28 protein-coding genes and 1 tRNA gene are annotated in these 25,755 nt (G+C 49.4%); 13 read left to right on the top strand and 16 right to left on the bottom strand.

The window, feature by feature from the left end; translation table 11 throughout:
- Nucleotides 1-3 precede the first annotated feature (3 nt).
- Together ACO0LC_RS15265 and kbl are read right to left on the bottom strand one after the other, a co-directional pair.
- On the bottom strand, nucleotides 4-984 hold the full coding sequence (locus tag ACO0LC_RS15265; RefSeq protein WP_423004523.1) for an NAD-dependent epimerase/dehydratase family protein: 981 nt from the start codon (nucleotides 982-984) through the stop codon (nucleotides 4-6).
- A gap of 9 nt (nucleotides 985-993) precedes the next feature.
- Nucleotides 994-2,199, bottom strand: a complete 1,206-nt coding sequence (kbl, locus tag ACO0LC_RS15260; RefSeq protein WP_423004521.1) for a glycine C-acetyltransferase — start codon at nucleotides 2,197-2,199, stop codon at nucleotides 994-996.
- Between the two features lie 213 nt (nucleotides 2,200-2,412).
- On the opposite strand from kbl, the gene ACO0LC_RS15255 reads away from it, so the two are divergent.
- The 4 genes from ACO0LC_RS15255 (at nucleotide 2,413) to thrC (ending at nucleotide 8,134) form a co-directional block, all read left to right on the top strand.
- On the top strand, nucleotides 2,413-2,985 hold the full coding sequence (locus ACO0LC_RS15255; protein WP_110253613.1) for a helix-turn-helix domain-containing protein: 573 nt from the start codon (nucleotides 2,413-2,415) through the stop codon (nucleotides 2,983-2,985).
- A gap of 134 nt (nucleotides 2,986-3,119) precedes the next feature.
- A complete protein-coding gene (locus ACO0LC_RS15250; RefSeq protein WP_423004518.1) occupies nucleotides 3,120-5,426 on the top strand; it encodes an FdhF/YdeP family oxidoreductase in 2,307 nt (768 codons plus the stop codon).
- A gap of 11 nt (nucleotides 5,427-5,437) precedes the next feature.
- On the top strand, nucleotides 5,438-6,553 hold the full coding sequence (gene fdhD / locus ACO0LC_RS15245) for a formate dehydrogenase accessory sulfurtransferase FdhD (RefSeq protein WP_423004516.1): 1,116 nt from the start codon (nucleotides 5,438-5,440) through the stop codon (nucleotides 6,551-6,553).
- A 120-nt stretch (nucleotides 6,554-6,673) separates the two neighbouring features.
- Entirely contained in the window at nucleotides 6,674-8,134 is a 1,461-nt protein-coding gene (thrC, locus tag ACO0LC_RS15240) for a threonine synthase (RefSeq protein ID WP_423004514.1), read from the top strand.
- 80 nt (nucleotides 8,135-8,214) lie between these two features.
- Here thrC and ACO0LC_RS15235 read toward each other — a convergent pair whose 3' ends face one another.
- The 5 genes from ACO0LC_RS15235 to ACO0LC_RS15215 form a co-directional block, all read right to left on the bottom strand.
- Nucleotides 8,215-8,685, bottom strand: coding sequence for a DUF6265 family protein (locus ACO0LC_RS15235; RefSeq protein WP_423004512.1), 471 nt, complete (start codon nucleotides 8,683-8,685; stop codon nucleotides 8,215-8,217).
- 19 nt (nucleotides 8,686-8,704) lie between these two features.
- Nucleotides 8,705-9,064 (bottom strand): glutaredoxin family protein, encoded by a 360-nt coding sequence (locus ACO0LC_RS15230; protein WP_423004510.1) that lies wholly within the window; start codon nucleotides 9,062-9,064, stop codon nucleotides 8,705-8,707.
- A gap of 301 nt (nucleotides 9,065-9,365) precedes the next feature.
- Nucleotides 9,366-10,325, bottom strand: coding sequence for a GlxA family transcriptional regulator (locus ACO0LC_RS15225; RefSeq protein WP_423004508.1), 960 nt, complete (start codon nucleotides 10,323-10,325; stop codon nucleotides 9,366-9,368).
- Between the two features lie 14 nt (nucleotides 10,326-10,339).
- A complete protein-coding gene (locus tag ACO0LC_RS15220; RefSeq protein ID WP_423004506.1) occupies nucleotides 10,340-11,251 on the bottom strand; it encodes an EamA family transporter in 912 nt (303 codons plus the stop codon).
- A 23-nt stretch (nucleotides 11,252-11,274) separates the two neighbouring features.
- Nucleotides 11,275-11,508: a DUF1272 domain-containing protein gene (locus tag ACO0LC_RS15215; protein ID WP_423004504.1), complete on the bottom strand. Its 234-nt coding sequence runs from the start codon at nucleotides 11,506-11,508 to the stop codon at nucleotides 11,275-11,277.
- Here ACO0LC_RS15215 and ACO0LC_RS15210 point away from each other — a divergent pair.
- Nucleotides 11,420-12,322: a ribonuclease HI family protein gene (locus ACO0LC_RS15210; RefSeq protein WP_423004502.1), complete on the top strand. Its 903-nt coding sequence runs from the start codon at nucleotides 11,420-11,422 to the stop codon at nucleotides 12,320-12,322. The two genes, ACO0LC_RS15215 and ACO0LC_RS15210, sit on opposite strands and share 89 nt — an antisense overlap.
- On the opposite strand, the gene ACO0LC_RS15205 is transcribed toward ACO0LC_RS15210, so the two are convergent.
- Complete coding sequence (locus ACO0LC_RS15205) at nucleotides 12,312-13,175, bottom strand: LysR family transcriptional regulator (protein WP_423004500.1); 864 nt, start codon at nucleotides 13,173-13,175, stop codon at nucleotides 12,312-12,314. The two genes, ACO0LC_RS15210 and ACO0LC_RS15205, sit on opposite strands and share 11 nt — an antisense overlap.
- A gap of 105 nt (nucleotides 13,176-13,280) precedes the next feature.
- On the opposite strand from ACO0LC_RS15205, the gene ACO0LC_RS15200 reads away from it, so the two are divergent.
- The 3 genes from ACO0LC_RS15200 to ACO0LC_RS15190 all read left to right on the top strand — a co-directional run bounded on the left by ACO0LC_RS15200 (nucleotide 13,281) and on the right by ACO0LC_RS15190 (nucleotide 15,219).
- On the top strand, nucleotides 13,281-13,694 hold the full coding sequence (locus ACO0LC_RS15200) for a VOC family protein (RefSeq protein ID WP_423004498.1): 414 nt from the start codon (nucleotides 13,281-13,283) through the stop codon (nucleotides 13,692-13,694).
- Nucleotides 13,691-14,650: a 2-hydroxyacid dehydrogenase gene (locus tag ACO0LC_RS15195; RefSeq protein WP_423004496.1), complete on the top strand. Its 960-nt coding sequence runs from the start codon at nucleotides 13,691-13,693 to the stop codon at nucleotides 14,648-14,650. Before ACO0LC_RS15200 ends, ACO0LC_RS15195 begins: the two co-directional genes overlap by 4 nt.
- Nucleotides 14,651-14,760: 110 nt before the next feature.
- Entirely contained in the window at nucleotides 14,761-15,219 is a 459-nt protein-coding gene (locus tag ACO0LC_RS15190) for a cache domain-containing protein (RefSeq protein ID WP_423004494.1), read from the top strand.
- A gap of 95 nt (nucleotides 15,220-15,314) precedes the next feature.
- On the opposite strand, the gene ACO0LC_RS15185 is transcribed toward ACO0LC_RS15190, so the two are convergent.
- Both ACO0LC_RS15185 and ACO0LC_RS15180 read right to left on the bottom strand, forming a co-directional pair.
- Nucleotides 15,315-16,706, bottom strand: a complete 1,392-nt coding sequence (locus tag ACO0LC_RS15185) for a hypothetical protein (RefSeq protein WP_423004492.1) — start codon at nucleotides 16,704-16,706, stop codon at nucleotides 15,315-15,317.
- A gap of 255 nt (nucleotides 16,707-16,961) precedes the next feature.
- A tRNA-Pro gene (locus tag ACO0LC_RS15180) sits at nucleotides 16,962-17,038 on the bottom strand.
- Nucleotides 17,039-17,248: 210 nt separating this feature from the next.
- On the opposite strand from ACO0LC_RS15180, the gene ACO0LC_RS15175 reads away from it, so the two are divergent.
- The 4 genes from ACO0LC_RS15175 to ACO0LC_RS15160 are packed head-to-tail and all read left to right on the top strand — an operon-like array spanning nucleotide 17,249 to nucleotide 20,225.
- Nucleotides 17,249-18,373: a M14 family metallopeptidase gene (locus tag ACO0LC_RS15175; RefSeq protein WP_423004490.1), complete on the top strand. Its 1,125-nt coding sequence runs from the start codon at nucleotides 17,249-17,251 to the stop codon at nucleotides 18,371-18,373.
- A gap of 27 nt (nucleotides 18,374-18,400) precedes the next feature.
- Complete coding sequence (locus ACO0LC_RS15170) at nucleotides 18,401-18,868, top strand: CYTH domain-containing protein (RefSeq protein ID WP_423004488.1); 468 nt, start codon at nucleotides 18,401-18,403, stop codon at nucleotides 18,866-18,868.
- Between the two features lie 2 nt (nucleotides 18,869-18,870).
- Nucleotides 18,871-19,140, top strand: a complete 270-nt coding sequence (locus tag ACO0LC_RS15165) for a MoaD/ThiS family protein (protein WP_423004486.1) — start codon at nucleotides 18,871-18,873, stop codon at nucleotides 19,138-19,140.
- A gap of 2 nt (nucleotides 19,141-19,142) precedes the next feature.
- Nucleotides 19,143-20,225: a WD40/YVTN/BNR-like repeat-containing protein gene (locus tag ACO0LC_RS15160; protein ID WP_423004484.1), complete on the top strand. Its 1,083-nt coding sequence runs from the start codon at nucleotides 19,143-19,145 to the stop codon at nucleotides 20,223-20,225.
- Between the two features lie 54 nt (nucleotides 20,226-20,279).
- On the opposite strand, the gene ACO0LC_RS15155 is transcribed toward ACO0LC_RS15160, so the two are convergent.
- From ACO0LC_RS15155 to ACO0LC_RS15130, 6 genes are all read right to left on the bottom strand, one after another.
- Nucleotides 20,280-20,660: a nuclear transport factor 2 family protein gene (locus tag ACO0LC_RS15155; RefSeq protein ID WP_423004482.1), complete on the bottom strand. Its 381-nt coding sequence runs from the start codon at nucleotides 20,658-20,660 to the stop codon at nucleotides 20,280-20,282.
- 34 nt (nucleotides 20,661-20,694) lie between these two features.
- The gene (locus tag ACO0LC_RS15150) at nucleotides 20,695-21,147 is read right to left on the bottom strand and encodes a MaoC family dehydratase (protein ID WP_423004480.1); all 453 of its coding nucleotides are present in this window, start codon (nucleotides 21,145-21,147) and stop codon (nucleotides 20,695-20,697) included.
- Nucleotides 21,148-21,167: 20 nt separating this feature from the next.
- Nucleotides 21,168-21,629, bottom strand: coding sequence for a MaoC family dehydratase (locus ACO0LC_RS15145; RefSeq protein ID WP_423004478.1), 462 nt, complete (start codon nucleotides 21,627-21,629; stop codon nucleotides 21,168-21,170).
- A 77-nt stretch (nucleotides 21,630-21,706) separates the two neighbouring features.
- On the bottom strand, nucleotides 21,707-22,846 hold the full coding sequence (locus tag ACO0LC_RS15140) for an acyl-CoA dehydrogenase family protein (protein WP_423004476.1): 1,140 nt from the start codon (nucleotides 22,844-22,846) through the stop codon (nucleotides 21,707-21,709).
- 10 nt (nucleotides 22,847-22,856) lie between these two features.
- Nucleotides 22,857-24,047, bottom strand: coding sequence for an acyl-CoA dehydrogenase family protein (locus ACO0LC_RS15135; RefSeq protein WP_423004474.1), 1,191 nt, complete (start codon nucleotides 24,045-24,047; stop codon nucleotides 22,857-22,859).
- Between the two features lie 114 nt (nucleotides 24,048-24,161).
- Nucleotides 24,162-25,058: a helix-turn-helix domain-containing protein gene (locus ACO0LC_RS15130; protein ID WP_423004472.1), complete on the bottom strand. Its 897-nt coding sequence runs from the start codon at nucleotides 25,056-25,058 to the stop codon at nucleotides 24,162-24,164.
- A 294-nt stretch (nucleotides 25,059-25,352) separates the two neighbouring features.
- Here ACO0LC_RS15130 and ACO0LC_RS15125 point away from each other — a divergent pair, with 294 nt between their 5' ends.
- Nucleotides 25,353-25,733 (top strand): methyltransferase family protein, encoded by a 381-nt coding sequence (locus ACO0LC_RS15125; protein ID WP_423004470.1) that lies wholly within the window; start codon nucleotides 25,353-25,355, stop codon nucleotides 25,731-25,733.
- Nucleotides 25,734-25,755 lie beyond the last annotated feature (22 nt).

Genomic DNA, 25,755 nt, shown 5'->3' with positions numbered 1-25,755 from the left:
TATTTATGCGGCCTGGTCCAACTCCTTCAACGCCTTTTGATCGACACGAATGTTTTTCAACATGTCTTCCACCAGTTGTTGCAGGCCTACTTGTGCTTGCCAGCCCCAGTCAGCTGTTGCTACGCTGTCATCCAGGCTTTGTGGCCAGGAGGCGGCGATGGTCTGACGGCTGTCAGGCGCGTAGTGTATGTCAAATGCAGGCAAATTTTGTTTGATTGCAAACGCTAATTCCCGTGGATTAAAGCTTAAACCTGCAACATTGTAGGATGAACGTATAGAAAGTTTGGCGGCGGGCGCATCCATCAGCGAGATCGTGGCGCGTATGGCATCAGGCATATAAATCATGGGCAGAGTGGTTTCCGACTCCAGGAAGCATTCATAAGTCTTGCCCAGCAGTGCTGAATGGAAAATGGCAATCGCATAATCCGTAGTGCCACCACCCGGAGGTGATTTATAGCTGATGATGCCAGGGTAGCGTATGCTGCGTACATCGACACCATATTTCTGGAAATAATATTCGCACAGTCGTTCGCCAGCCAGTTTGCTGATGCCGTAGATGGTGCTGGGGTCCATTACCGTATATTGCGGCGTATTGACTGCTGGCGTATTTGGGCCAAATGCGGCAATGGAGGAAGGCCAGAATACTTTCAGTGGTTTGCCAGCTTCATTGCGCGTGCGTGCCAGTTCCAGGATATTGAGTAAGCCATCCATGTTCAGTGTCCAGGCTTTTAGCGGTGCTTGTTCGCCAGTGGCGGACAGCATGGCTGCCAGTTGATAGACCTGGGTGATATCGTATTGCGCTACGACTTGCGCCAGTCTCTCAGAGTTCAAGACATCAATGACTTCATAGATTTTTGCGCCATACAGGCTTTCAGGCCTGATGTCGGCGGCGACTACATTGTCTGCGCCATGCTGGTTTGCCAATGCTTCCACCAACTCACTGCCGATCTGGCCGTTGGCACCGATCACTAAAATACGTTCCATGGATATCCCTTACTTAATGATGTTTAATTCGCGACCAGCCTGGGCAAATGCAGCCAGGGCGGTATTCAATTGTTCAGTCGTATGGGCAGCGGACAGTTGCACACGCACGCGGGCTTGCCCCATGGGGACGACCGGATAAAAGAAGCCAGTCACCAGCACCCCAAGTTCATACAGGCGCGCGGCAAATTTTTGCGCAACCGGTGCATCGAACAGCATGACGGGGACAACAGGATGTGTACCTGGCTTGATGGTAAAGCCCAGCGCTTCGATCTCGCGACGGAAGTGCGCAGTATTGGCATGCAGGCGGTCGCGTAATTCAGTCGAGCTGGACAAGCGCTCCAGTACAGACAGGGAGGCGCCAGCTATTGAGGGTGCCAGGGTATTGGAAAACAGGTAAGGGCGGGATTTTTGACGCAGGGTGTCAATGACTTCCTTGCGGGCAGCCGTAAAACCACCCATTGCACCACCCAGGGCTTTACCCAAAGTACCAGTAATAATGTCTATGCGGCCCAGAACATTATGGTGTTCATGGGTGCCGCGCCCAGTCGCGCCCATGAAGCCGGATGCATGACATTCATCTATCATGACCAGCGCATCATATTTATCAGCCAGATCACAGATCTTGTCGAGCTGGGCGATGGTGCCATCCATGGAGAACACGCCATCAGTCACGATGATACGGTGGCGCTTGTCGGCAGCAGCTATCAATTGTTTTTCCAGATCAGCCATATCATTATGGGCATAACGGAAGCGAGCTGCCTTGCACAGGCGTATGCCATCAATGATGGATGCATGATTCAGTGCATCGGAGATGATGGCGTCATTTTCATCGAACAAGGGTTCAAATACACCGCCATTGGCATCAAATGCAGCAGCGTAAAGAATGCAGTCTTCCGTACCAAGGAAGGCAGACAAGGCTGTTTCCAGTTGTTTGTGCACGGTTTGCGTGCCGCAAATAAAGCGTACGGATGACAGGCCGTAACCATATTGCTCAGTGGCAGCAATGGATGCCTGCACCATGGATTCATCACCAGACAGCCCCAGATAATTGTTGGCGCATAAGTTGATGAGTTTGCGGCCATCATCACAAGTGACTTCAGAACCCTGGCGAGAGGCAATCACGCGTTCTGGCTTGTACAAGCCTTGCTCACGCAAATTGTCGAGATTGCTGGCCAGGTTATGGATGAAGTTTGTTCTGGAAGTGGTCTGACTCATGGTGGTGTCCCCGTGTATCTGGTGTGTTGCTGTGCACATTGATCCTTGTTTGCCAGTTTTTTGATGAAATGCTGGCAATTCCTTATCTGTAGACCAAAGGCACTGTTACACTATTGTTGGAAATTCCTAAAATATTTGAATAATTCAATATCTAGAACTAAAGTTCGATATATCGAATATTAAGCTAGCTTATACACTGATGCAAGAGTCTTTATGAAAAAAGTTCTACCTAATACACCGCCAGAAGTGGGCGCGACTTTGCAAAAAATGCGCCTGGAGCGTGGTTTGACGCTGGAGGATTTGTCGCGCACAGCTGGCGTGTCGAAGTCCATGTTGTCGCAGATAGAAAGGGAAAAGGCTAATCCCACTATAGCTGTTGCATGGAGATTGGCAAATGCTTTGGGTGTCAGCATTGCAGAGCTATTGTCATCCGAGTCACCCAAGCTTGATCCCATCCGCGTATTGGAAGCGCATGAAACACCGACATTGCCGGGTGAGCATGCTGGTTATGTGCTGCGCATACTGGGACCGATGGAGCTGGCGGGTAAATATGAATGGTATGAACTGACCCTGGCACCTGGTGGTGCCCTGGTATCAAATTCACATGACCCTGGCGCATCAGAGCATCTGACTTTGCTCAATGGCAGTGTCGAGGTTGAGGTGGAGGGTGCTCGCAAGAAACTTAAGCTGGGCGCAACGGCACGCTACGATGCGGATAAAAATCATGCCATTCGCAATCTGGGTAAAACCGAAGCCAAAGCCTTGCTTGTTGTTATCCACCGTTAATGCCCATAGTCATACTCTTAGGCGGATTCTGGTAAGATTTAGCCTGTAATCTTGTTTGCCACATAATATTTTGCCGCAGGGCTGCAATTATGCTTGTGGTAATAGCATTTGTTGTGTGGAGATAATAAGCAAGTATGAGCAAGAATAAAACAATTCAAGTGTATAACAGGCCAGCGGGTGGCTGGGGTGCGTTAAAAAGTGTAGCTCAACAGATATTTGAGCAAGGCATACCCAAAAAGGGTGCTTTGACTCTGTTGTCCGCCAACCAGCCCGATGGCTTTGATTGCCCGGGCTGTGCCTGGCCAGATGCAGATCACACTTCTACCTTTGAGTTTTGCGAAAACGGTGCCAAGGCAGTTGCTGCCGAATCTACCGCGAGGCGTGCCACGCCCGAAGTCATTTCCAGCTTTACTGTCAGTGAATTGTCAGGAAAATCAGATTATTGGCTGGAATCCCAGGGGCGCCTGACTCATCCCATGCTGTATGACCGCACCAGCGACAGATATCAGGTGACCAGTTGGGATCAGGCTTTTGACACCATTGCCAGGCATCTCAATGCCTTACCCACGCCTGACGACGCGATTTTTTATACTTCGGGTCGCACCAGCAATGAAGCGGCTTTCCTGTATCAATTATTTGTACGTGAATTTGGTACTAATAATTTCCCGGATTGTTCGAATATGTGTCACGAACCATCAGGCTTTGCCATGCGTGAAGCTATTGGTATAGGCAAAGGCACAGTATTGTTGTCAGATTTTCAGCAGGCTGATGCGATTTTGATTTTTGGACAAAACCCTGGCACCAATCATCCGCGCATGCTGGGTGAGTTGCGCACAGCATCCAAGCGTGGTGCAGCCATCGTCTCTTTCAATCCTTTGCGCGAGCGTGGCCTGGAAAAATTCCAGAACCCGCAAAATGCGCTGGATATGCTGACAGATCAGGGCTCCACCATTTCATCTGATTATTTTCAATTGAAAATCGGTGGTGACCTGGCTACCGTCAAAGGCATGATTAAATGCGTGCTGGAAGCAGATCAACTGGCGCAAGCGGAAGGGCGACACAGAATTATCGATGTCGAATTCATCGCTGAACATACTGCCAATTTTGAGCAGTTTGCTGCTGAAGCATTGGCCGAACCCTGGGATGTCATTGTCAGGGAGTCTGGCCTGGACAGGGCGCAGATACAACGTGCAGCAGATACCTATATGGGCGCTGGCAAGGTCATTGCTTGCTGGGGCATGGGCATTACCCAGCACAAGCATTCCGTAGCAACCATACAGATGATCGTCAACCTCTTGCTCTTGCGCGGCAATATTGGCCGCCCCGGTGCCGGGCCTTGCCCTGTCCGCGGTCATAGCAATGTGCAAGGTGACCGTACCATGGGCATAGTGGAAAAACCAAAGCCAGCTTTCCTTGAACGTCTGGGTCAGGTATTTGATTTCCAGCCGCCGCAAAAACATGGCTACGATACGGTAGGTGCCATACAAGCCATGCTCAATGAAGGTGGTAAGGTATTTTTTGGCATGGGCGGCAATTTCGCTACGGCCACCCCAGATACTGAAGTGACGCATAAGGCCTTGAAAAACTGCGCATTGACTGTGCATGTGACAACCAAGCTCAATCGCAGTCATTTGATATGTGGGCAGAGTGCCATTATCCTGCCTTGCCTGGGCCGTACTGAAATCGATATCCAGGAAACCGGGCCGCAAACCGTGACGGTAGAAGATTCCATGAGCATGGTGCATCTTTCATCCGGCATTAATCCACCCGCATCGGCAGATTTGTTGTCTGAAGTGGCGGTGGTTACCCGTCTGGCGCAGGCGACTCTTAAAGATCGCAGCAAAACGCAGTGGGCCTGGTTGCAGGCTGACTATAGCCGCATACGCGACAAAATCGCTGCTGTGTTCGATGACTTTGCCAATTTCAATGAGCGCGTCCAAGTGCCAGGTGGCTTCCATTTGCGCAATACCGCATCTGAGCGCGTATGGATGACGGCCACAGGCAAGGCCAATTTCAATACCCACGCAGTGCCTGTGGATTTGCCCATACATCAGGCGCGCAGGCAAAGACAATCTCCAGTCTTCAATCTGGCGACCATGCGCTCACATGATCAATTCAACACCACCATCTATGGTATGAATGACAGGTATCGCGGTGTTTTTGGTGAGCGTCGTGTTTTGTTCATTAATAAGGATGATATCAAGGCACTGGGCATGCATGCAGGTGACTGGATAGACATGGAAAGCTTGTGCGATGACGGCGTGCAGCGTCAGGCAAAGCGCTTCATGCTGGTTGAATATAATATTCCTCAAGGCTGTCTGGCTGCTTATTTCCCGGAAACCAATGGCCTGGTGCCTTTGTCCAGTTTTGCCGATCACGCACGTACGCCTACCTCGAAATCAATACCCGTGATCATACATACCCATCACGCCCGGGTTTAATGTGGGGTTGAATGAATTCACTGGATAATTTGCAAGATAAACTCAGCTTTGAACTCATGGCTGAGTTAAGCAATCATACTGAAGCAGTTTCTCTGCCTCGCCTATGCAAGCACCTGGGGGTGAGGCAAAGTTCCCTGCTACGCTGTATCGCCTATCTTGGTGAGCAAAGTGTGGGACAGCATCAGGGGGCTGGCTGGATAAAGCTGGAACAAGATGGTGAGCGCAGCATGCTGAGTCTGACAGAAGCTGGCCGGCAGGTATGCCAGGAAATTGCAGTGTCTGTAGATCGGCAAGAAGCTGTGTCGACGGGCGTCATACAACATCAGGTGCAAAGATTCAGCTTTCATGGTCAGGCAAGCATGACGGTGCTGGATAAAGTGGCAGAAGAAGTGCCGGTTGCCCTGGTCTACAATGGTATTTCCCACGCAGTCATGTTGGTTACACCCTTGGATCTGGAAGACTTTGCTTTGGGCTTCAGCTTATCCGAAGCTATTGTTGAAGATCCCAGTGAGATTTATGAGATTGAATGTATTTCGAATTCCGATGTACCTGGCATAGAAGTACAAATGCGCATCTCGGCAGCACGCTTTGCGACCCTGAAAGAGCGGCGGCGTAATTTGGCGGGCAATACGGGTTGCGGTTTGTGCGGTAAAGACAGCTTGCAGGCTTTACCCATGCGACTGCCAGCGATCAAGACTGCACTTGTCGAACAATTATCGTCAGCCAGCTTATACAAGGCCTTGCAAGCGCTCAATACACAACAGATTATTAATACACAAACAGGTGCAGTCCATGCGGCTGCCTGGGTAGACCTGCAAGGTGAAATACTGACTTTGCGTGAAGATGTGGGGCGACATAATGCCCTGGATAAATTGCTTGGTGCTTTGGCAAGTGCCAGGGCAATCCATAAGGCATCTGATCCAGGTTTTCTCTTGATGAGTAGCCGTATCAGTTATGAACTAGTGCAAAAAGCCGCACGCGCCAATATTGCCATTTTGGCTGCATTGTCTGCACCGACTTCATTGGCGATTGATCTTGCAGTCCAAGCGGGCATTTGCCTGATAGGCTTTGTCCGTGAGCATGGTTTTGTTGTTTACTCACACCCGGAAAGACTGCAGGCCGAATGAAGCGGGCATGAAAATGGATTTCCACCAAATTTACAGAGGTTTTAAGACTCCAAGAAAGTTATAATAGGAAGAATATTCGTTCTATCCTTCCCATCAATCTTTCCCTCATCCTGTCGACTTATGCAATACGCTTCAACACGCGGGCATACCGCAGCACAAAATTTCTCGGAAATACTCTTAGTTGGTCTGGCTCCCGATGGTGGTCTTTACCTGCCAACAAGCTACCCGCAAGTCACTGATGTCGAGCTGGATGCCTGGCGCAAGCTGTCTTATGCTGGGCTGGCATTTGAAGTCTTGAAAAAATTTGCAACGGATATTCCGGAAGCAGATTTGAGAGCATTGGCAGAACAGACTTATACTTCGGATGTGTATAAAAATGCACGTAGCGATGAATCCCCCGCACAAATTACACCCTTGCGTGTACTGCAGGACAAGAATGGCCGCAAGCTGGTATTGCAAGCCCTGTCGAACGGCCCTACGCTGGCATTCAAAGACATGGCCATGCAATTGCTGGGTAATTTGTTTGAATATACCCTGGCAAAGAATGGCGCAGAACTGAATATTTTTGGTGCTACTTCTGGTGACACCGGCAGTGCCGCTGAATATGCGATGCGCGGCAAAAAAGGCATACGTGTTTTCATGTTGTCCCCGCACAAGAAAATGAGCGCCTTCCAGACTGCGCAAATGTTCAGTCTGCAAGATCCTAATATTTTCAATATCGCTGTCGAAGGTGTCTTTGATGATTGCCAGGACATGGTCAAGGCAGTTTCGAATGATCTGGAATTCAAAAACCGCCAAAAAATAGGCACGGTCAATTCCATCAACTGGGCGCGTGTCGTGGCACAGGTTGTGTATTATTTCCGTGGCTATCTGAGCGCAACGACCAGCAATGAACAAAAAGTTTCATTCACTGTACCGTCTGGTAATTTTGGCAATATTTGCGCTGGTCACATTGCCCGCATGATGGGTTTGCCTATCGATAAACTGGTCGTGGCGACCAATGAAAATGATGTGCTCGACGAATTTTTCCGCACAGGTATTTACCGCGTACGCAAATCAGCTGAAACCTGGCATACCACCAGCCCATCTATGGATATCTCCAAGGCCTCGAATTTTGAGCGCTTTATCTATGATTTGCTGGATAGGGATGCTAGCCGTGTTGCGGCCTTGTTCAAGAAAGTCGAAACTGAAGGTGGTTTTGATTTGTCTGGCAAACCAGGCAGCGACGGTGATGAGTTCAGCAAGATCGCCAAGTTTGGTTTTGTATCAGGTAAATCAGTCCATGCAGATCGCTTGCAAACCATACGCCAGGTAGAAAAAGAATTTAACATCACCATTGATACCCATACCGCAGACGGTATCAAGGTTGCCCTTGAAAATTTGCAAGAAGGCGTGCCTATGGTAGTGCTGGAGACTGCCTTGCCAGCAAAATTCAATGAAACCATCAAGGAAGCTTTAGGTCGTGATGCAGAGCGCCCAGCAGGCTTTGAGAATATCGAAGCCTTGCCGCAACGCTTTGAAGTCATGACTGCTGATGTGGTTGCGATGAAAGCCTTTCTCGCAAAACATACCGGGCTGTGATCGTCATTTCGCCCGTTTGAATGGCAATAAAAAAACCGCAGAAATGCGGTTTTTTATTGCCTGATGTATAAGATGAAATCTTATCTGCTACAAGGTATTTTTTGCATGGGGAAATCTATGCCTTTTTCCTGGTCTTTGACTTTCCCCTCTATGCGCCCTAACAGACTGCCATCTGCATTCAACTGATAGATGACGCGCTGAGGGAATTCTGGCCTGGGGTTTTCAAAAACCACTCTTTGTTTGTCCAACGACAATAATTGAAAACTGGCTTCCGGCTTGCCTGAGGGCATGGCAGTGAATGTCAAGCTGTCTGCATTTTCTTGTATGTGCATGAACTCCCAGGCGACTGTTTTGCTTTTGCGCACTGTGCGGCCCATGCCCAGCATGCTGCCACCAGCTGGGGCCAGCCAATGTTCTTCCGAGCCTGCTTCAGCACCAGCAGCTTGCCAGCAGCCTTGTAGCCATTGCACATCTTGTATGCTATTTCCTGCCCAACTGGTACTGCAAGATAATATGCCGATGCTCAAGAACAGTATGGATTTCAGTCGCATATATCCTCCAATCAGGGTATCAAGCTTTGTTTAACCACTGGTCCAGTTTTTTGCGGATTTCGTCTTCGTCAAATCCCTCAATTACATCATTGTCTATGGTGATGACGGGGATGCCTTTTTTACCAAATTTTCTGTAAGAATTGTAGTCTTCCTTACTTTTTTCCACATCCAGATCTGTATATGCTATGCCGTTCGCTTTGAAGAAGCTTCTTGCTGCAACACAATAGCCACACCAACCAGTACCATACAAGGTGATGATTGGCTGTTGCAGGGTTTGTCCGGCAGCTTTGGATGTTCTGGCGCTTTTTGCTTCCATGCGGTTTTGGGCTGCAATTGCCTCTTGTTGTTTGGTTTTCTTGTAACTGATATAGCCCTGCAAGCTAACGCCGCTAAAAATGACCAGTGCGATCAACCATTTTCCGGCACTGGAAGACGAAGCTTCATTTACCTGACTATTTCTGTTGCTGCGGGCGGGGCTTCTATTATGGGCTCCGGGCAGATCACCCGCTTTATTGTAGGCAACCTGGCAGGATGGACATTGCCACTCAGGACAATCATCGGTTTCCTTGCGTATATAACTACATTTTGGGCAGATGCGCAGCATACTATCTATCTATAAAAATTAATCCGGGTAAATTAATAATCCAAGTCTGGCCCGGATAAATCGTCAACGCAATAGTTTATCTGAATTGCGAAGCTGAAGGCGGGGCAGGGAAGTGCATATTCCAAATGCGCCTGAATTGCCTTGCAGAACCAAAACCAGATGCCTCAGCGATGCGTTCTATCGACCAATCCGTATTGTTTAAGAATTTACTCGCCAATGATAAACGAAGTGAAGTCAGATAGGCTTGTATTGATACTTCAGTATGTAGCTTGAAGACACGTGTGGCATGGCGACTACTGCTGCAGGCAATTTTGGCCAGCTCAGTTAAATTCCATGGATGTGCCGGGTCTTTCACCATCGCATCTTGCATTTTATGCACGGCAGGATGCAGGTGGCTACGGTGTTTCAGCCAGGGGGATAATTGCGGATCATTCCCGGAGCGGCGCATATACACCACCAGGTTGCGGGCAACGGCGCTGGCTGTCAGTGGCCCGGTCAGCTCACTGACCAGATGCAGTACCAGGTCTATGCCCGCAGTGACACCGGCACTGCTACTAATACGACCATCTTCAACAAAAATACGGTTTTCTTCTACCTTGATAGAGCTGTCTATGCTGGCCAGTTCGTGGCAATGATTGTGATGGGTAGTCGCCTTATGTCCACGCAACAAGCCTGCGTGCGCTGCCAGCAAGGCACCAGAGCAAATACAAACCAGTCTGTGGCTGGTCTGCACGTGTTGCGCCAGCCATTTGATGGCGACTTGTGCATCTGGCAGTGTATGCACTTCATTACCGCCAATCAGACCAGGTAAAACCAAAATCGCATCTGCGTCAAATTGTGCTGGCAAAGCTTGCAGAGGTCCAAGCTGCAAGCCCACGGATGATTTGATATTTTGTTGCGGGCTGATGAAATGCAGCTCAAAACTTACTTCATCCTGATAACGGTTGGCGAATAAAAGCGCATCCGCTGGCCCGGCTATGTCCAGCAACAAGGTATCCGGCAGTAATAAAAAGTAAACTGCTTGTGTGCGAGGCATGATGTCAGAATGAATCAGGCAAATATGCGGCGCACGCCATACGCAAGTTTGCTGCCAAAGACATTGACAACTAAACCCAGCATGACCGTGGCAGCCCCTAATAACTGTGTTTGATTTAATGCTTCATCGAGTAATACCCATGCCGCAGTCAGGCCCACTACTGGCACCATTAAGGTCAGCGGTGCCACCAGATGAGTGGGTAAGCTGGCCAGGAGTTTGCCCCATAAGGTATAGCCTATCAGGGTTGCTGCGACTGCCAGATAAACTATCGTCAGGCCGGATGACAAGCTCATATTGCGCAAGCTATGCAAGATGACATCGCCACCTTCGAACAGGTAAGAAAGCAAAAAGAAGGGCAGTATAGGGATCAAGGCGCTCCAGGACACCAGGCTTAATACATTGGTTACTCCTATCTTTTTGTTAATGACATTTCCGCTGGCCCAGGAAAAGGCCGCACATAAAGTCAGGGCAAAACCAGCTAAGGTAACCTGGCTGGCTGAACTGACAATGCTGGCGCTACCCAGTAGTATCAAGCCCAGGCTGGCGACCAGCATGCCTAGCAAATTGCTGGGTCGCAGCTTGTCGCCAAACACCATGGCAGACAAGCCTACCGTGAAGAACGCCTGTGCCTGCAAGACCAGTGAAGCCAATCCAGCGGGCATGCCAACCGCCATGGCAGAAAACAGAAAGGCAAACTGCCCCAGACTGATGAACATGGCATAAGCCAGCAGCAATTTGAAAGATACCTTAGGGCGCGGCAAAAAGAAAATTGCCGGAAACGCCACCAAAAGGAAACGCAAAGCCCCCATCAAAAAAGGTGGTATGCCTTTCAAGCCTATCTTGATGACCACGAAATTCATCCCCCACAGCAGGATGACGATGGCGGCGATCAAAATATGACGTGGACTAAGGACAGATTTGGACATGGTGAAGGTTTCGCGTTATAAATTTAATTCGTCTTTGCATGCACACGTTTGGTGGATGCAGGATTGTTGGCCAGCTTGCTCTGAGGGCGTATAGGGCGGGGAACAAAGTTTCCGTCACAATTCGGACATATTCCTTGCAGGGGGCCATCCACACAATCAGCGCAGAAGGTGCATTCAAAAGTACAGATACGTGCCCTGGCAGAATCTGGTGGCAAGTCACAGTCGCAACGTTCACAATTTGGTCTTAATTCAAGCATGATGTATTTCCTTTATGTAGTAAGTCAATATCATGCAGAATACCAGTTTGAATACCTGACGCCAGCCATGATTGCGACTAGTGGCGGTCACATCAGGACATCAATATACTCCAATTTTAGAAGCGCTATGCCCGTCATTTTCACCTACCAGCAATTGAAAGCAATCGCCACCCGCAAGGAGCAAGTGCGAAGCCGACAATTGGTAAAACTACAAAAGCTCCCCATTGAACAAGCCTTGCTGATATGTCTGGAGCAAAGCATGCAGCATGCAGGCTTGCAAGACATATCACAATTGGCTGAGCAACGCAGTGAGATAAAAAGTGCGGACCAGGCCCAAAAGCTGGCAAGAAGGTCAGAGAAGCTACAGCAAAGATTGACTCAGCATTCTTCGCAGCAGTCCGTGCATGAGACAGCAGACACATGGCTGGCATGGTTTGATGGTTCAGCTTTGCCGAATCCAGGCAAGTGCCAGATCGCTTGTGTACTGACCTCGCCGGATGGTCATAGTTTTGAGTATGTCAGGAATTTCGAGTATGGCGATAGTTGCGACGCAGAATACAGCGGCTTGTTACTGGCACTTGAGCAGGCGCATCAGCATCAGGCACGGCATTTGATCGTGCATGGCGATAGTCAGGTGGTGATCGACGATTTTAATCAGAGTAAAGCCAGCAAGCTGGCACGCATGCTGGAGTATCGCCAACAGGCCCAGACTCTGGCTGCAGCTTTCGAGCAATTGCAGGTGTGCTGGGTGCCGCGTCACAAAAATCAATTGGCAGATGCCTTGACCCAAATGGGCTCGCATTCTACAGCTTGATTCCCAATGCCTGAGACAAGAGTGTCAGCATGTTAGGCCGCGGATGTTGTAGCTTGCTCATCAAGACCAGATCGCGTGCATAGCCGGGGTCTGGTATGGGTGTGAGTATGCAATCCTGCGCCAGCTTTTCCAGCCCTGACCAATGTGGCACCAGGCTGACGCCGACATCATCGGCAACCAGCATGGCGATGGTTTCGAGCGCATCCAGGTCACACATGGCTTCCAATACTAAATCTTGATCTTTCAGGTATTTTTCAGCATATCGCCCACCCCAGGCACTGGGGTCATAGCGCAGATAAGGCCGCGACTGCAAAGCAGCCTGGATGCCACCCTGCGGGACGCGTCTGGACAGCAAAACCAAAGCTTCACTCCTGATTTTATGCATTTGCAGGCTTTTAGGTAACTCAAAAACAGGAGCTACCAAAATTGCTGCATCTATCTCATCATCAATCAGCGCCTGATATAAGGAGCGCGAAGTGCCGGGGACAATGCCAGGTTTTAAATTAGGGGCGCTTTGCGTCAAATGCCGCAATACCTGGGGGAGTATACCTGTCATGGCAGTCGAAATGGCACCTATCCTGATTGTGCCAGTCAAACCATCAATATCGGTGTCACCGGCCAGCAAAGCCACTTCGCGGACTATATGGCGCGCCCGTGGCAATAAGTGCAAACAAGCTTCCGTTGGCTTTGCAGTATGGGCTAGCCTGGAAAGCAGGGGGAGGCCGAGTACCCTTTCCAGAGCCTGTATGCGTTGGCTGATGGCGGCGGCAGTCAGGTTTTCAGCACGTGCCGCCTCGGCGATGGAACCATGGTCTATGGTAGCAATCAGGCTTTGCAAATAACGGCTATCCATAAAAATTTCTTTTGAATGCAGAAAAAATTATATGCTATCTCTTTTGAATAAGAGGCGCTAGCATTTCAATGTTGCGACACTCTTATTTCAAACGGGAGATTTTTAATGAAAGCCTTATTTCACCTCGCCTATCATGTGCGCGACCTTGATGAAGCCAGGCAGTTCTATACTGGCGTGCTGGGTTGCGCAGAAGGGCGCAGCACGGCTACCTGGGTAGATTTTGATTTTTTTGGACATCAGATATCCTTGCATCTGGGCCAGCCATTTGCCACGACCAACACAGGCAGGGTAGGTGAGCACATGGTGCCCATGCCGCACCTGGGTGTGATACTTGCCATGCCAGATTGGCAGGTATTGGCAGATCGCGTATTGGCGCAGCAAATCGAATTTGTAATGGCACCAGCAATACGCTTTGCCGGGCAGCCCGGTGAACAGGCCACCATGTTTTTTCGTGACCCTTCTGGCAACCCCATAGAAATAAAGGGTTTTAATCATCTTGATAGCGTTTACGATAAATGAAATCGAATCTTGTTCCAAATATCATTCCCTTTTTGGTCGCGCCTGGCTATGCCCACACACAAGCCTGGGTACAGGCTCTGCAGACAGCCATGCCTGAAGAGCAGTTAGTTGCCTTTGGTGACATGAGCGATGCCGCAAAAGCCGCATGTAAAGTCGCCATCGTCGCCAATCCCAACCCGGCAGAGTTGCAGCAATTGCCGCAACTGCAATGGGTGCATAGTGTCTGGGCCGGAGTAGAGCGCCTGGTCGCGGATTTGGGCAAAACTGACCTGGAAATCGTGCGCCTGGTTGACCCGCAGCTGGCAAGCACTATGGCAGAAGCCGTACTGACCTGGGTACTTTACCTACATCGAGAGATACCAGTTTATGCCCGGCAGCAGGTGCAAAAAAAATGGCAGCCGCGGGAATATGTTGCAGCCAGTCAAAGAACGGTTAGTCTGCTAGGGTTGGGGGCCTTGGGCGAAGCGGCAGCGCAAAGTTTGCTGCAGGCAGGATTTACTGTTTGTGGCTGGAGCCGCAGCCCGAAATTGATCGCCGGGGTCGAATGTTTTAACGGCGAAAATGAGTTGCCTGCAATGCTGGCAAAAACCGACATCCTGGTGTGCCTGCTCCCGCTAACACCAGACACCAGAGGCCTGATCAATGCGCGCATACTGGCGCTATTGCCGCAAGGTGCGTCCCTGATCAATTTTGCCCGTGGTGCCATCGTCAATGATGATGATCTGCGTGCCGCCCTGGAGAGTGAGCACATTTCTCATACAGTCCTGGATGTGTTTGATATTGAACCGCTACCGGTTTCAGAGTGGCAATGGCAGCATCCGCATGTATCGGTCTTGCCGCATTGTGCGGCACCGACGGATAGAAAAACTGCCTCGGCTATCGTCGCAGAAAACATACGGTTATATCGTCTCAGTGGCGAGTTACCACAGACTGTGGATATTACAAGAGGTTATTGATGAATTGTTGATCAAGACTATTCTGGACAGCTTTTCCACTCAGCAATATACTGGCTCAGGCTTGCAGTTCCCATGGTTTCAATAATATTTGTACTTCCAGGAGACGCATCATGAAAAAATTTTTCTCGCTGATATTGTTTGCTTTTTTCTCTCTGTCGCAACCTGCACTGTTGTTAGCAGCGGAAAATAGCAGTACCGATCAGGCAAAAGCAATGGTCAAAAAAGCGATCGCCTATTACAAAATCAATGGAAAAGAGAAGACTTTTGAAGCTGCCAACGATGCTGCAGGCCCCTTCAACGAACGCGACTTGTATGTTGTCGCCTATGACCTCACAGGTACTGTGGTCGCACATGGGGCTAACAAGAAGTTGATAGGCAAGAACATCATCGACCTCAAGGACTCTGATGGCGTCATGATCATGAAGGAACAGTTGGCCGCTGCGAAAGGCAAGAATGCCGGATGGGTGAATTATAAATGGCCACATCCATTGACCAAGGAAATGACGCAAAAATCCATGTATAACGAAATCGTGGATGATGTCATGTTTGCTTGTGGCGTCTATAAATAAACCAGCGATTACCACTTACTTCTATTGATTGCAGGTGGGAGTATTGAAACTCCCACCGTTTCACTGATATGAACTTTAATTGACGGGTTTGACAATTAAAAGCCTAGCAAACCTTTCAGTACATCAGTGGCTTTCACTTTAGGCTCTTCTTTTTGCTCTGGCCTTTGTTGTGGTTCTGATTGCGAAGTATTGTTGTTCCTGCGCCCGCTCATGTCAGCCATATCGCCCATGCCACCCAGAATGGAGCTATAAGTGGATTTCATGCGTAGCTTGGTTTGCCAGTCTGGTTCCCAGGCGACTTTACTATCAGCAGGGCGCGGTGGATAGGCAAAATAAGCATCAGATCCATAGGCGATCATGCGCAAGATGCCTGCACCTTGCTCACCAAAAATACCCTTGGGAACATCGCATTTGCTTGTATTGGCAGGCAAGATGACTTTTTCATTCAGCCATTTATCGACATCGGCATTGACCTGGTAATCCACCAGGCCAAAACCAAAATCCGGTAATTCACTGGATGTCCACACGATGACTTCAGTGTCATCACCTTTGCCAGATTGCCCGCCCATGACACTGATGAAATAACCTCGCGCGTTGGGTATGGTTTTCCATTCCAGGCTAACACCGCCTTCTTTCCTGGTTTGCAGCAGTTCGATTGCAGCCATCAAATCATGACCAGGGCCCAGGTTCAATTTAAAGCTTTCAGGTATGCCATTGCCGACAAACTGGTGTTGACCCACTAATGAGGCGTTGACCGGCACTTTCCTGTCATCCGTCTTGTTTGGCCAGGCTGGATTACCTGCTTGCGAGCGTGCACCCTTGGTGAGTTTGCCACGCATGACAAAAAATTTTGCATAATCTTCTGGCGTGGCCTTGGCGGCATCCAGAGTTCTAGGCTGGCCGGGTCTCACTGTTTCGCCGCAACCCCAGTAGATCGAAATCTTGCCTTTCGGTTTTTCATAGCTGGGATCAGAAGGGCTTTCTTCTGTTGGTGTGTAGCTTACTGGCTTGTCTGACAAAGGGGCAATCAGCTTCAAGCTATCGCCCAGGTTCATGCCTGGCGGCAGCATTTGGCTGGCATCGGTCAGAGATGTATTTTTGCCGGTAAATACCGACACATCCATAAATCGCCCGCTGGTAAAACCCATGGAATGGGTATTGCCAAACACATTGCCCCGGTTGTTGCCACCACTGTCGCTGCGCGCCATACCACCCAGTGCACCTAGGAAACCACCAGACTGGGTACCCGCCATCCCACTGGGCATATCGCTGGCAGTGGTAGCCAGGTCTATATAGGCTAATGCAATTGGGGGCTTGGTAATTTGCGTTCCTGTAGCACCAGGCTTGATTGGCGCAGCTTTCGCTGGTGCGCTTGCAGCTGGCTTGCTTTGTGATACTGCAATCAAGGGGGAACTCAACAAGATGCAACAAATCAGCGAGCTTGGCAGGAACGGTATGCTAGGTGTGGGTGCGGTTAAAATCTTCATGGATAACTCCTTGCGTTGAGGGGCAACTGAGAGAAAAACCAGAAAAACTTGGAGCTGCAGGGGATGTAGCTGGAAATGAAAAAGAACTTTATGCTAAGTAATATAACGACAAATCACTGACATACGGTAGATGTTAAGAGAAATAGTCAAAAATGGAAATGTGAAAATCTCAGAAATTTCAAACGCAAACTTGACCACAAACAAAAAAAGGTTACAGTATAAATACTGTAACCTTTAAATGTTAAATCAAATTTTTGGTCGGGGCGAGAGGATTCGAACCTCCGACCCCGTGCACCCCATGCACGTACGCTACCAGGCTGCGCTACGCCCCGACACTGAGCGAAAGATTATAGTATATCGTGGCGAATATTGCTATGTTTGACCAGAAACTTCTTAAATGCTTGCCGTGGTGAAAATATTTGTACGATTTTAGGCATTAATTTGACTGAAATATTTTCATAATTCGGCAAAAACTGTGAAAATACCAGTCCTAGGTCGCCGTATTACTACGGTGCTTAAAAACATTTCTGAATAAATACAACATGACAATTAAAATCAGTCAGAACTTCGACGCGGGAGCGATCGAAGTCGTCAAGGCGGAACAGGCGGGGGCCATCGATTTAAATTTGCGCAAGGATAGCCATGCCGATATCTGGCAATGGTTTCACTTTCGCTTGCAGGGCGCGCGTGGTCAAGAGACCGTCATGCGTATCCTGAATGCGGGTGATGCCACCTATGCCAAGGGCTGGGAAGGCTATCGCGCAGTGGCAAGTTATGACAGGGCCAACTGGTTCCGCGTGGATACCGAGTTTGATGGCAAGGTCATGACCATACGCCACACACCTGAACGTGACAGCGTGTACTACGCTTATTTTGAGCCTTACACCTGGGAGCGTCACCTGGCTTTGCTGGGCGGGGTAGAGAATTCCTCTGTTGCCCGCGTTGAAGACCTGGGTAATACCGTTGATGGCCGTGACCTGAACCTGATAGTCGTCGGTGACCCCGCGGCTGAAAAGAAAGTCTGGATCATTGCGCGTCAGCATCCTGGTGAAACCATGGCTGAATGGCTGGTGGAAGGGACTTTGAATGCCTTGCTGGACCCATCCAATCCAATTGCCCGCAGCATCCTGGAAAAAGCGGTTGTCTATATCGTGCCGAACATGAACCCGGATGGTTCTGTGCGCGGCAACCTGCGTACCAATGCAGCAGGCGCCAACCTGAACCGTGAATGGATGACACCATCACTGGAAACCAGTCCTGAAGTGTATTACGTCAAGAACAAAATCCATGAAACTGGCTGCGACCTGTTCCTGGATATTCATGGTGATGAAGCCTTGCCTTATATCTTTGTGGCTGGCAGTGAAATGCTGGCAGGCTTTAGCGAGAAGCAGATGCAGGAGCAGCAGCATTTTGTGAATAGCTTCTGCCTGGCCAGCCCAGACTTCCAGACCAAATACGGTTACGAAGCATCCAAATACAATGAAGATGTGTTGAAACTGGCGTCCAAGTATATTGGTCACACCTTCAAATGCGTTTCACTGACTTTGGAATTGCCATTCAAGGATAATGCCAATTTGCCGGATGCGGAAGTGGGCTGGGACGGTTCACGCAGTATCAAACTCGGTGAAGCAATGTTGCAACCGATTTTGGCTACATTGAGTGCATAATTCCGATATTTATTGATCGGAGTAGTAATGGGCGTAGAAATCGAACGCAAGTTCCTTGTTGTGAATCAGGATTTTAAACAGCAGGGGCAGGGTACATTTCTGCGCCAGGGTTATATATGTTCTGACCCTGGTCGCATCGTAAGAGTACGCATAGAAGCAGAAAGTGCGATGCTGACCATCAAGGGTATGTCAACTGGCATCAGTTGTGGCGAGTGGGAATACCCCATTCCACTGGCTGACGCACAAATCTTGCTGGATACAGTCTGCCAGCAACCTCTCATAGAAAAAACACGTTACCGCATTCCTCTCGCAGGTTTGATCTGGGAAGTGGATGAGTTCATTGGCGATAATCTGGACCTCATCGTGGCTGAGGTTGAGCTTGAATCCGAGCAGCAGCAATTTGAACGCCCGGCGTGGCTAGGTGAAGAAGTCAGTCATGACCGGCGTTATGCAAATGCGAATTTGCTCAAGCACCCCTACAAGGACTGGGCATAATCATGGCCAGGCTGATTTTCACCCAGCAACTCAGTCGCTTTACTGAAGTTCCTGAGGTGGAAACTGCGGCTGATAATTTGCGCGATGCGCTGGAAGCTGCATTCGAACTTAACCCCACTTTACGCGGCTATATCCTGGATGAGCAGGGTGATCTGCGTTTTCATGTAGTTGTTTTTATCGATGGCAAGCGCGTCATGCAGCGCAGTGGCTTGCGCGACCCTTTAGGTTCAAATAGCCAGGTCTATGTCTTGCAAGCTCTTTCAGGAGGCTAATAATGAAAGCAATGGTAGCGACCCGCAAGGGTTTGTTTGAATTGATCCATATGGATGGCAGCTGGAAGCTGGATCAGATCAGTTTTCTGGGGGAGCCCTTGAGCATGTGCCTGCATGACAAGCGCGATGGTGCTGTTTATGCGGCATTGAACCTGGGGCACTTTGGGGTAAAGCTGCACAGACGCGATGAAGGCCGTGACGACTGGACTGAGATCGCGGTGCCATCCTACCCTGAACATGCCAAGACTGAAGACGACGTCGAATGGAAGCTCAAGGCCATCTGGTCTATGGAAGCGGGTGGTGGTGACGAGCCTGGTGTGCTATGGGCTGGAACCTTGCCGGGTGGCTTGTTCCGCTCAGCAGATCGTGGCAATAGCTGGGAATTGGTGCGTAGTTTATGGGACAGGGAAGAGCGTAAGGAATGGATGGGCGGTGGCTATGACACGCCTGGCATACATTCGATATGCATCAATCCGCGTAACGCTCAACATATCTTGTTGGGTATCTCCTGTGGCGGTGCCTGGAAAACAGAGGATGGCGGCAAGAATTGGGTATTGTCCGCATCCGGTATGCATGCCGCTTATATGCCACCTGATCTGGCAGACAAACAAAATATTCAGGACCCACATCTGATCGCGCGTAGCAAATTCGCCAGCCATGTTTTATGGTGCCAGCATCATAATGGCATCTGGCGCAGTGAAGACGATGCAGCAAGCTGGCAGCAATTGCATTTGCCTGTAGGTATTCCAGATTTTGGTTTTGCTGTAGCCGCTCACCCGCGCAACCCCGATATTGCCTGGTTTGTTCCTGCCGTGGCGGATCAAAAGCGTGTGCCTTTACATGGTGCCATGAGTGTCACGCGTACCAGGGATGGTGGTAAGACCTTTGAGTCTTTGCGAAATGGTTTGCCACAACAGGATTGCTATGACCTGGTGTATCGCCATGGTCTGGCTGTGTCAGAAAATGGCAAGAATCTGCTGATGGCTTCGACTACCGGCAATTTATGGGCGAGTGAGAACGAAGGGGATGACTGGTATCAGATATCAGCTAATTTGCCACCGATTTACGCTGTGAAATTTTACTAATCTGGTACACATGAGGCAATAAGGCCAGAGTCTGAACTCTGGCCTTATTGCATTTCAGACGCTGGGTCTTTGTGGGATACGCTGCGCCGGATCATAAAAGAAAGTTTCTTCTGCTATGCATTCACCTTCCCAGCGCTGGTAAGCAAGTTCTTCCATTTGCGTTACACTGCCGTCTAACCACTCGAACCTGAAAATCCAGCGGATAACGACATGGTCGCCATTCACCAATACCGGATGCACGCATGTGGATGTGACTGAGCTGGCGCGTGACATAACCGCATGTTCAGCAGATACATGCGCTGCGCGGCCTATCCTGGGCTTGGCCTGGTTTTCCTGCATGCTGGAATTTTCAGTATAAAACTCTTCACATGCTGCAGCATGTTCGTTTGCTTCTACTTTAGCGATGAAGCGTTTTAATGTATCTGGATTGGGCATGGACTCGTTTCCGAAGAGTTAAAATTTAGCAGGACTAATAGGCCCGTGAAATTGATTCTGCCACGCATACTGGTTTATTCTGGCCTTCGCGTTCTATTGTTACTTCCCAGGTGAATTGCGCACCATCCTTGATGTCCTCGATTTCCAGTAATTTCAAACGGGCGCGTACCCGGCTGCCGACAGGCACAGGGGAGGGGAAGCGTACCTTGTTGAGTCCATAATTGACACCCATTTTGACGTAAGTAAGCTTGATGGCATTGGCAACCAGCATGGGCAGCAAGGACAAAGTCAAAAAGCCATGCGCAATCGGCCCGCCAAACGGGGATTCACGTTTGGCTCTTTCTACATCAATATGTATCCACTGATGGTCACCTGTGGCATCAGCAAAAGTGTTCACCCTTTCCTGGCTGATTTCTATCCATTCTGATTGTGCAACTTCCTGGCCTATCAAGTCTTTTAATTCTGCAAGGCTATTAAATTCTCTCATCATGTCCCCTAGTTTTTTAATTAGGCAGGGCGGCGACCAAACATGCCCATGCCAGTAATCGTGCAAACCAGCTTGCCTTCCTGGTTATAGGCTTTCCAGAGAGTGTTCACGACGCCTCTGTCCGGCTTTGATGTGGACACTTTGCTGCCTGTAGTTTCTGCCGTGACTCTTAGTGTGTCACCTGGGCGCACCGGCAATATCCAACGGATTTCATCTGTGCCTGGAGATCCCATGCCAGAAGAATTAGCCAGGAAGCCATCAACCACCAGACGCATAATAATGCTGCAAGTGTGCCAGCCGCTGGCGATGACACCACCATAGATGGAATGACTGGCGACTTCTTTATCTACATGAAAAGATTGCGGATCAAATTGGGTGGCGAAATTGATGATTTCTTCTTCTGTTACTGTACGTTGCCCAAGTTCTATGACAGTGCCAGGAACGAAGTCTTCAAAATACCAGCGATCTGTTTTGATGCTCATAGTGTGTCCTCGTTGTTTCCTTATTGTTTTAAAAGGCAAAAAAAATCCCGAACACAGTCGGGATTTTTCTACAGCAATCAGGCTGCGCTTTTAAAGCCGGGTTGTGCGACAAATCTGGCCAGGTGATGATCAGTGTCACCCAGTGTCAGCTCTATCGTGGTCAGACGTTTGAACATGTGGGCAACCGGCAGTTCATTGGTGACACCCATGCCACCATGCAATTGCACGGCTTGCTGGCCTATGTACTTGGCAGCCTGACCTATCCTTGCTTTGGCGGCGGATACCGTGCGGCGGCGTTCTTCGACATCATCAGAGGCTATCTTGACGGCAGCCAGCGTCGCCATGGAGCGCGCCTGTTCCATTTCCATGAACATTTCTGCCATGCGATGTTGCAAGACCTGGAATTTGCCGATAGGCACACCAAACTGCTGGCGGGTTTTCAGATAATCAAGGGTTGCTGCGGTAATTGCTTCCATAATGCCTATGGACTCTGCACACAACAGGGTCACGCCGTAATCGGCCACCGCATCCAGCAATTCCCAGCCACCATCTACTGTACTTATCAATGCATCTGTAGCGACTTGTACATTGTTGAAACTAATGTCAGCCGCACGATAACCATCGATGGTGCGGTAATCACGACGGCTGATGCCTTCTGCATTGGCGTCAACAATAAACAGGCTGATGCCATTCGTATCGCGTTGTGCTCCGCTGCTGCGTGCAGAGACGATCAGTTTGTCTGCCTGGGCACCATGCAACACCACGGTCTTGCTGCCATTGAGTACAAAACCATCGCCACTTTTACTGGCCGTTGTGGCAATGTCAAACAGGTCGTGACGTGATTGTCTTTCACCCAGTGCATTCGCCAGCTTGACTTCGCCAGCAGCGATTTGTTCCAGTACATCTGCATGTTTGCCGGATTTTTTCAAAAACTCTGCACCCATGACCGTAGCAAAGTAGGGCTCGATAACAATGCCGCGCCCCAGCTCTTGCATGATGACCAGCATGTCTATGGCAGAACCATTGAAGCCACCTTGCTCTTCGGGTACAGGCAAGGCCAGTGCACCCAGCTCTGCCAGGCCAGCCCAGGCTTTTGCAGATACGCCTTCAGCTGATTCTATAATTTGCTTACGCTGTTCAAAGCCATAGTCTTTTTCTACCCAGCGACGCAAGGCATCAGCAAACTGTGTTTGTTCTTGTGTTAAGTTGAAATCCATTGTGCTCTCCTCACAGACCCAGAATCATCTGGGTGATGATATTTTTTTGAATTTCGTTGGACCCGCCGTAGATGGAAGTCTTGCGGAAATTGAAGTAGTACGGTGCCAAAGGCGCAGCATCATCGTCACCGACTATGCTATGTTCAGTTTCACCTTCGAGGAAAGCAGGATCAAATGGCAGGCCGTAAGGGCCAACTGCTTCTACCATCAACTCTGTCAGCCTTTGCTGGATTTCTGTCCCCTTGATCTTGAGCAGGGATGCTTCCGGGCCAGGGCGGCCACTGTCTTGCGAAATGACGCGCAGTACAGTGATTTCCAGCGCCATCAATTCCACTTCCAGGCTGGCGACCTTGCTGGCATACACTGCATCATCAATCAGCGGCAAGCCATTCTTTTGATGTTTGGCAGCGATACGCTTGAGGAATTGCAATTCGCGCTTGGCACGGCCTACGGCTGCGATGTTCGTTCGCTCATGGCCTAGCAGGTATTTGGCATAAGTCCAGCCCTTGTTTTCTTCGCCTATCAGGTTCTCTACCGGGACTTTGACATTGTCGAAGAAGACTTCATTCACTTCATGCTCTTCATCCAGCATGATAATTGGGCGCACGGTAATGCCTGGTGTCTTCATATCGATGAGCAAGAAAGAGATGCCTTCCTGCTTGCGCACGCCAGTGTCTGTGCGCACCAGGCAAAAAATCATGTCGGCATGCTGGGCGAGGGTGGTCCAGGTTTTTTGGCCATTGACGATGTAGTGATCACCTTCGCGCTCAGCGCGTGTCTTCAGGGATGCAAGGTCAGAGCCTGAGCCTGGTTCAGAGTAACCCTGGCACCACCAGTCTTCGCAACTCAGTATGCGTGGCAGGTAATAGTCTTTTTGTGACTGGTTGCCAAAGGCCATGATGACTGGAGCCACCATATTTACGCCAAATGGCAGGATGGCAGGTGTGCCAGCGCGGGCGCATTCTTCTTCAAAGATATGGCGTTGGGTTGCTGTCCAGCCTGTGCCACCATATTCTATAGGCCAGCCTGTGGCGACCCAGCCCTGTTTGGCCAATATCTTGTGCCAGCGGACAAAGTCTTCCCTGGACAGGCGTTTATGATTCAGTACTTTTTGCTGCAGGTCTTGTGGAAGATTGGCTTCCAGATAGGTACGCACCTGATCCCGGAAGGCAAGGTCTTCTGCCGTGTAGTTCAAATCCATGTTGTCTCCTGTTTTATGATGGCCGCAGCAATGCAATGAAAAAAATCAGAAAAAAGCACGACCGTTCAAAACCAATTGTACAACGGATTTTCTCTTGTGTGATATTCAGATTTTTTATAGCCAAATCCGGTATAGCCAATAGCTTTCATCGTTCATGATGCGAATTTTGAGTTCTTCAGGCGATAAACCCGTGCTTTTACGTGTTTCACGACATAAATGGGCTTGATCTGCATAACCCGTTTCTGCAGCAATATCCGCCCATGACTTTTTGCTATTTAATACCATGTCGCGGGTTGTAATGAATCGTCTTTCGGCTCTGCGCAAGACATGCTGGCGCTGGAAAGACATGCCGCTGAGGCTTTTTATCTGGCGTTCTATTTGCCTCACACTGCGCAGCCACTTTGAAGCAAGCATTTGCACTGCCATGCCCTGTATTAGATCGGTGAACAGATGCATACTCAGATGTCTGCGCGGAGCATGGCTTTGCCATTTGCATTCAAAAAAATCTTCCAGCAATTGTATGCGCTGCTCATGATTTGCCGCATGTAACACCGCTTGCGCCATGGTTTGCCATTCAGTATCGAATACATCTGAAAACGCCGAGCTTCGATTATTGTGAAAAGCGACGTCAATATCAGTTAAGAGATGCAAAGCCTCTGGCGATACAACCAGGATGAAAATGTCGACCGGCCCCGGGTTGCTGGTGGTGACAGGTTCGCTGCGCGGCCCGCTGAAGACAATAGGGCAAGGCAGTGCTTGTTTGCACTTGGTATCACCGACTTGCACGATTTCAGCCTGCCCTTGTAAATACCAGGTGATGATACAGACGGCAGCAACAGGGAAATGATTCAGACGCTGCTGTTCCGTGAGCGTGTCGGCATTGATAGTATTGCGCGTGATATAGGCACGAATGACATGACATAGTGAAAGGCTGGGCGCATGCAGGCTAGTCAGCGTATCGCTACTGATGCTGCTATTGGCTACATTTGTTTTTGCTGGGGCAAGCGTCATAAATTGAATTCAATAGCTACTGGATGTCGCATTTGTTCAATACATCATGTAAGGCTATGGTCAATACTCTGATCGTGTTAAACACTTACAGAAAGCTGGATCCACATGATTTCCATACTCTATTCTCCTGCATTTTTAGTCACTATTTATAGTATTTCAGAATTTTTTGTGATACGCCTGAATCATTCTTCTGGCCATACGACAGACCGGGATGGCGGGAGTTTAACTGTGCTGATACGTGTAGTTTTTCTGAGCATCGCGCTCGCCAGCCTGGCTAAACTGATTTTCCCTCAAATGGAATTCGATATTTTGAAACAGCTTGCGTGGCCAGGTGTAGCTCTATTTTTTGCCGGAATAAGTTTGCGCTGGCTTGCCATTGCCTATTTGGGTCGGTTTTTCACAGTGGAAGTGGCGATAGAGAGTGGCCACAAAATTGTCGATCATGGCCCTTACCGTTATCTTCGTCATCCTTCCTATACTGGTTTGCTTTTGATGTTCTTGGGGATGGGTATTTGCTCTGCGAATGCTTTGTCTTTATTACTGGTGTTGCTGCCGGTTTTCCTGGCTTTGCGTTACCGGATTCGTATTGAAGAGACAGTGCTCCAGGATGCTTTTGGCAAGACTTATGCAGATTACGCACAAAAAACCTGGCGCATGATTCCTTTTATCTATTGATTACAACAAAAGCTTCATGCCA

It is taken from the genome of Undibacterium sp. JH2W (assembly GCF_049340425.1).
Taxonomy (GTDB): domain Bacteria; phylum Pseudomonadota; class Gammaproteobacteria; order Burkholderiales; family Burkholderiaceae_D; genus Undibacterium.
The sequence above is the reverse complement of the archived record's forward strand: the minus strand, read 5'-3'. Positions and strand labels throughout refer to the sequence as shown.

Coding starts and splice junctions, on each gene's coding strand:
- ACO0LC_RS15265 (WP_423004523.1), bottom strand. CDS start 984: ATGGAACGTATTTTAGTGATCGGTGCCAACGGCCAGATCGGCAGTGAG.
- kbl (WP_423004521.1), bottom strand. CDS start 2,199: ATGAGTCAGACCACTTCCAGAACAAACTTCATCCATAACCTGGCCAGC.
- ACO0LC_RS15255 (WP_110253613.1), top strand. CDS start 2,413: ATGAAAAAAGTTCTACCTAATACACCGCCAGAAGTGGGCGCGACTTTG.
- ACO0LC_RS15250 (WP_423004518.1), top strand. CDS start 3,120: ATGAGCAAGAATAAAACAATTCAAGTGTATAACAGGCCAGCGGGTGGC.
- fdhD (WP_423004516.1), top strand. CDS start 5,438: ATGAATTCACTGGATAATTTGCAAGATAAACTCAGCTTTGAACTCATG.
- thrC (WP_423004514.1), top strand. CDS start 6,674: ATGCAATACGCTTCAACACGCGGGCATACCGCAGCACAAAATTTCTCG.
- ACO0LC_RS15235 (WP_423004512.1), bottom strand. CDS start 8,685: ATGCGACTGAAATCCATACTGTTCTTGAGCATCGGCATATTATCTTGC.
- ACO0LC_RS15225 (WP_423004508.1), bottom strand. CDS start 10,325: ATGCCTCGCACACAAGCAGTTTACTTTTTATTACTGCCGGATACCTTG.
- ACO0LC_RS15220 (WP_423004506.1), bottom strand. CDS start 11,251: ATGTCCAAATCTGTCCTTAGTCCACGTCATATTTTGATCGCCGCCATC.
- ACO0LC_RS15215 (WP_423004504.1), bottom strand. CDS start 11,508: ATGCTTGAATTAAGACCAAATTGTGAACGTTGCGACTGTGACTTGCCA.
- ACO0LC_RS15205 (WP_423004500.1), bottom strand. CDS start 13,175: ATGGATAGCCGTTATTTGCAAAGCCTGATTGCTACCATAGACCATGGT.
- ACO0LC_RS15200 (WP_423004498.1), top strand. CDS start 13,281: ATGAAAGCCTTATTTCACCTCGCCTATCATGTGCGCGACCTTGATGAA.
- ACO0LC_RS15195 (WP_423004496.1), top strand. CDS start 13,691: ATGAAATCGAATCTTGTTCCAAATATCATTCCCTTTTTGGTCGCGCCT.
- ACO0LC_RS15190 (WP_423004494.1), top strand. CDS start 14,761: ATGAAAAAATTTTTCTCGCTGATATTGTTTGCTTTTTTCTCTCTGTCG.
- ACO0LC_RS15185 (WP_423004492.1), bottom strand. CDS start 16,706: ATGAAGATTTTAACCGCACCCACACCTAGCATACCGTTCCTGCCAAGC.
- ACO0LC_RS15175 (WP_423004490.1), top strand. CDS start 17,249: ATGACAATTAAAATCAGTCAGAACTTCGACGCGGGAGCGATCGAAGTC.
- ACO0LC_RS15170 (WP_423004488.1), top strand. CDS start 18,401: ATGGGCGTAGAAATCGAACGCAAGTTCCTTGTTGTGAATCAGGATTTT.
- ACO0LC_RS15165 (WP_423004486.1), top strand. CDS start 18,871: ATGGCCAGGCTGATTTTCACCCAGCAACTCAGTCGCTTTACTGAAGTT.
- ACO0LC_RS15160 (WP_423004484.1), top strand. CDS start 19,143: ATGAAAGCAATGGTAGCGACCCGCAAGGGTTTGTTTGAATTGATCCAT.
- ACO0LC_RS15155 (WP_423004482.1), bottom strand. CDS start 20,660: ATGCCCAATCCAGATACATTAAAACGCTTCATCGCTAAAGTAGAAGCA.
- ACO0LC_RS15150 (WP_423004480.1), bottom strand. CDS start 21,147: ATGAGAGAATTTAATAGCCTTGCAGAATTAAAAGACTTGATAGGCCAG.
- ACO0LC_RS15145 (WP_423004478.1), bottom strand. CDS start 21,629: ATGAGCATCAAAACAGATCGCTGGTATTTTGAAGACTTCGTTCCTGGC.
- ACO0LC_RS15140 (WP_423004476.1), bottom strand. CDS start 22,846: ATGGATTTCAACTTAACACAAGAACAAACACAGTTTGCTGATGCCTTG.
- ACO0LC_RS15135 (WP_423004474.1), bottom strand. CDS start 24,047: ATGGATTTGAACTACACGGCAGAAGACCTTGCCTTCCGGGATCAGGTG.
- ACO0LC_RS15130 (WP_423004472.1), bottom strand. CDS start 25,058: ATGACGCTTGCCCCAGCAAAAACAAATGTAGCCAATAGCAGCATCAGT.
- ACO0LC_RS15125 (WP_423004470.1), top strand. CDS start 25,353: ATGGAATTCGATATTTTGAAACAGCTTGCGTGGCCAGGTGTAGCTCTA.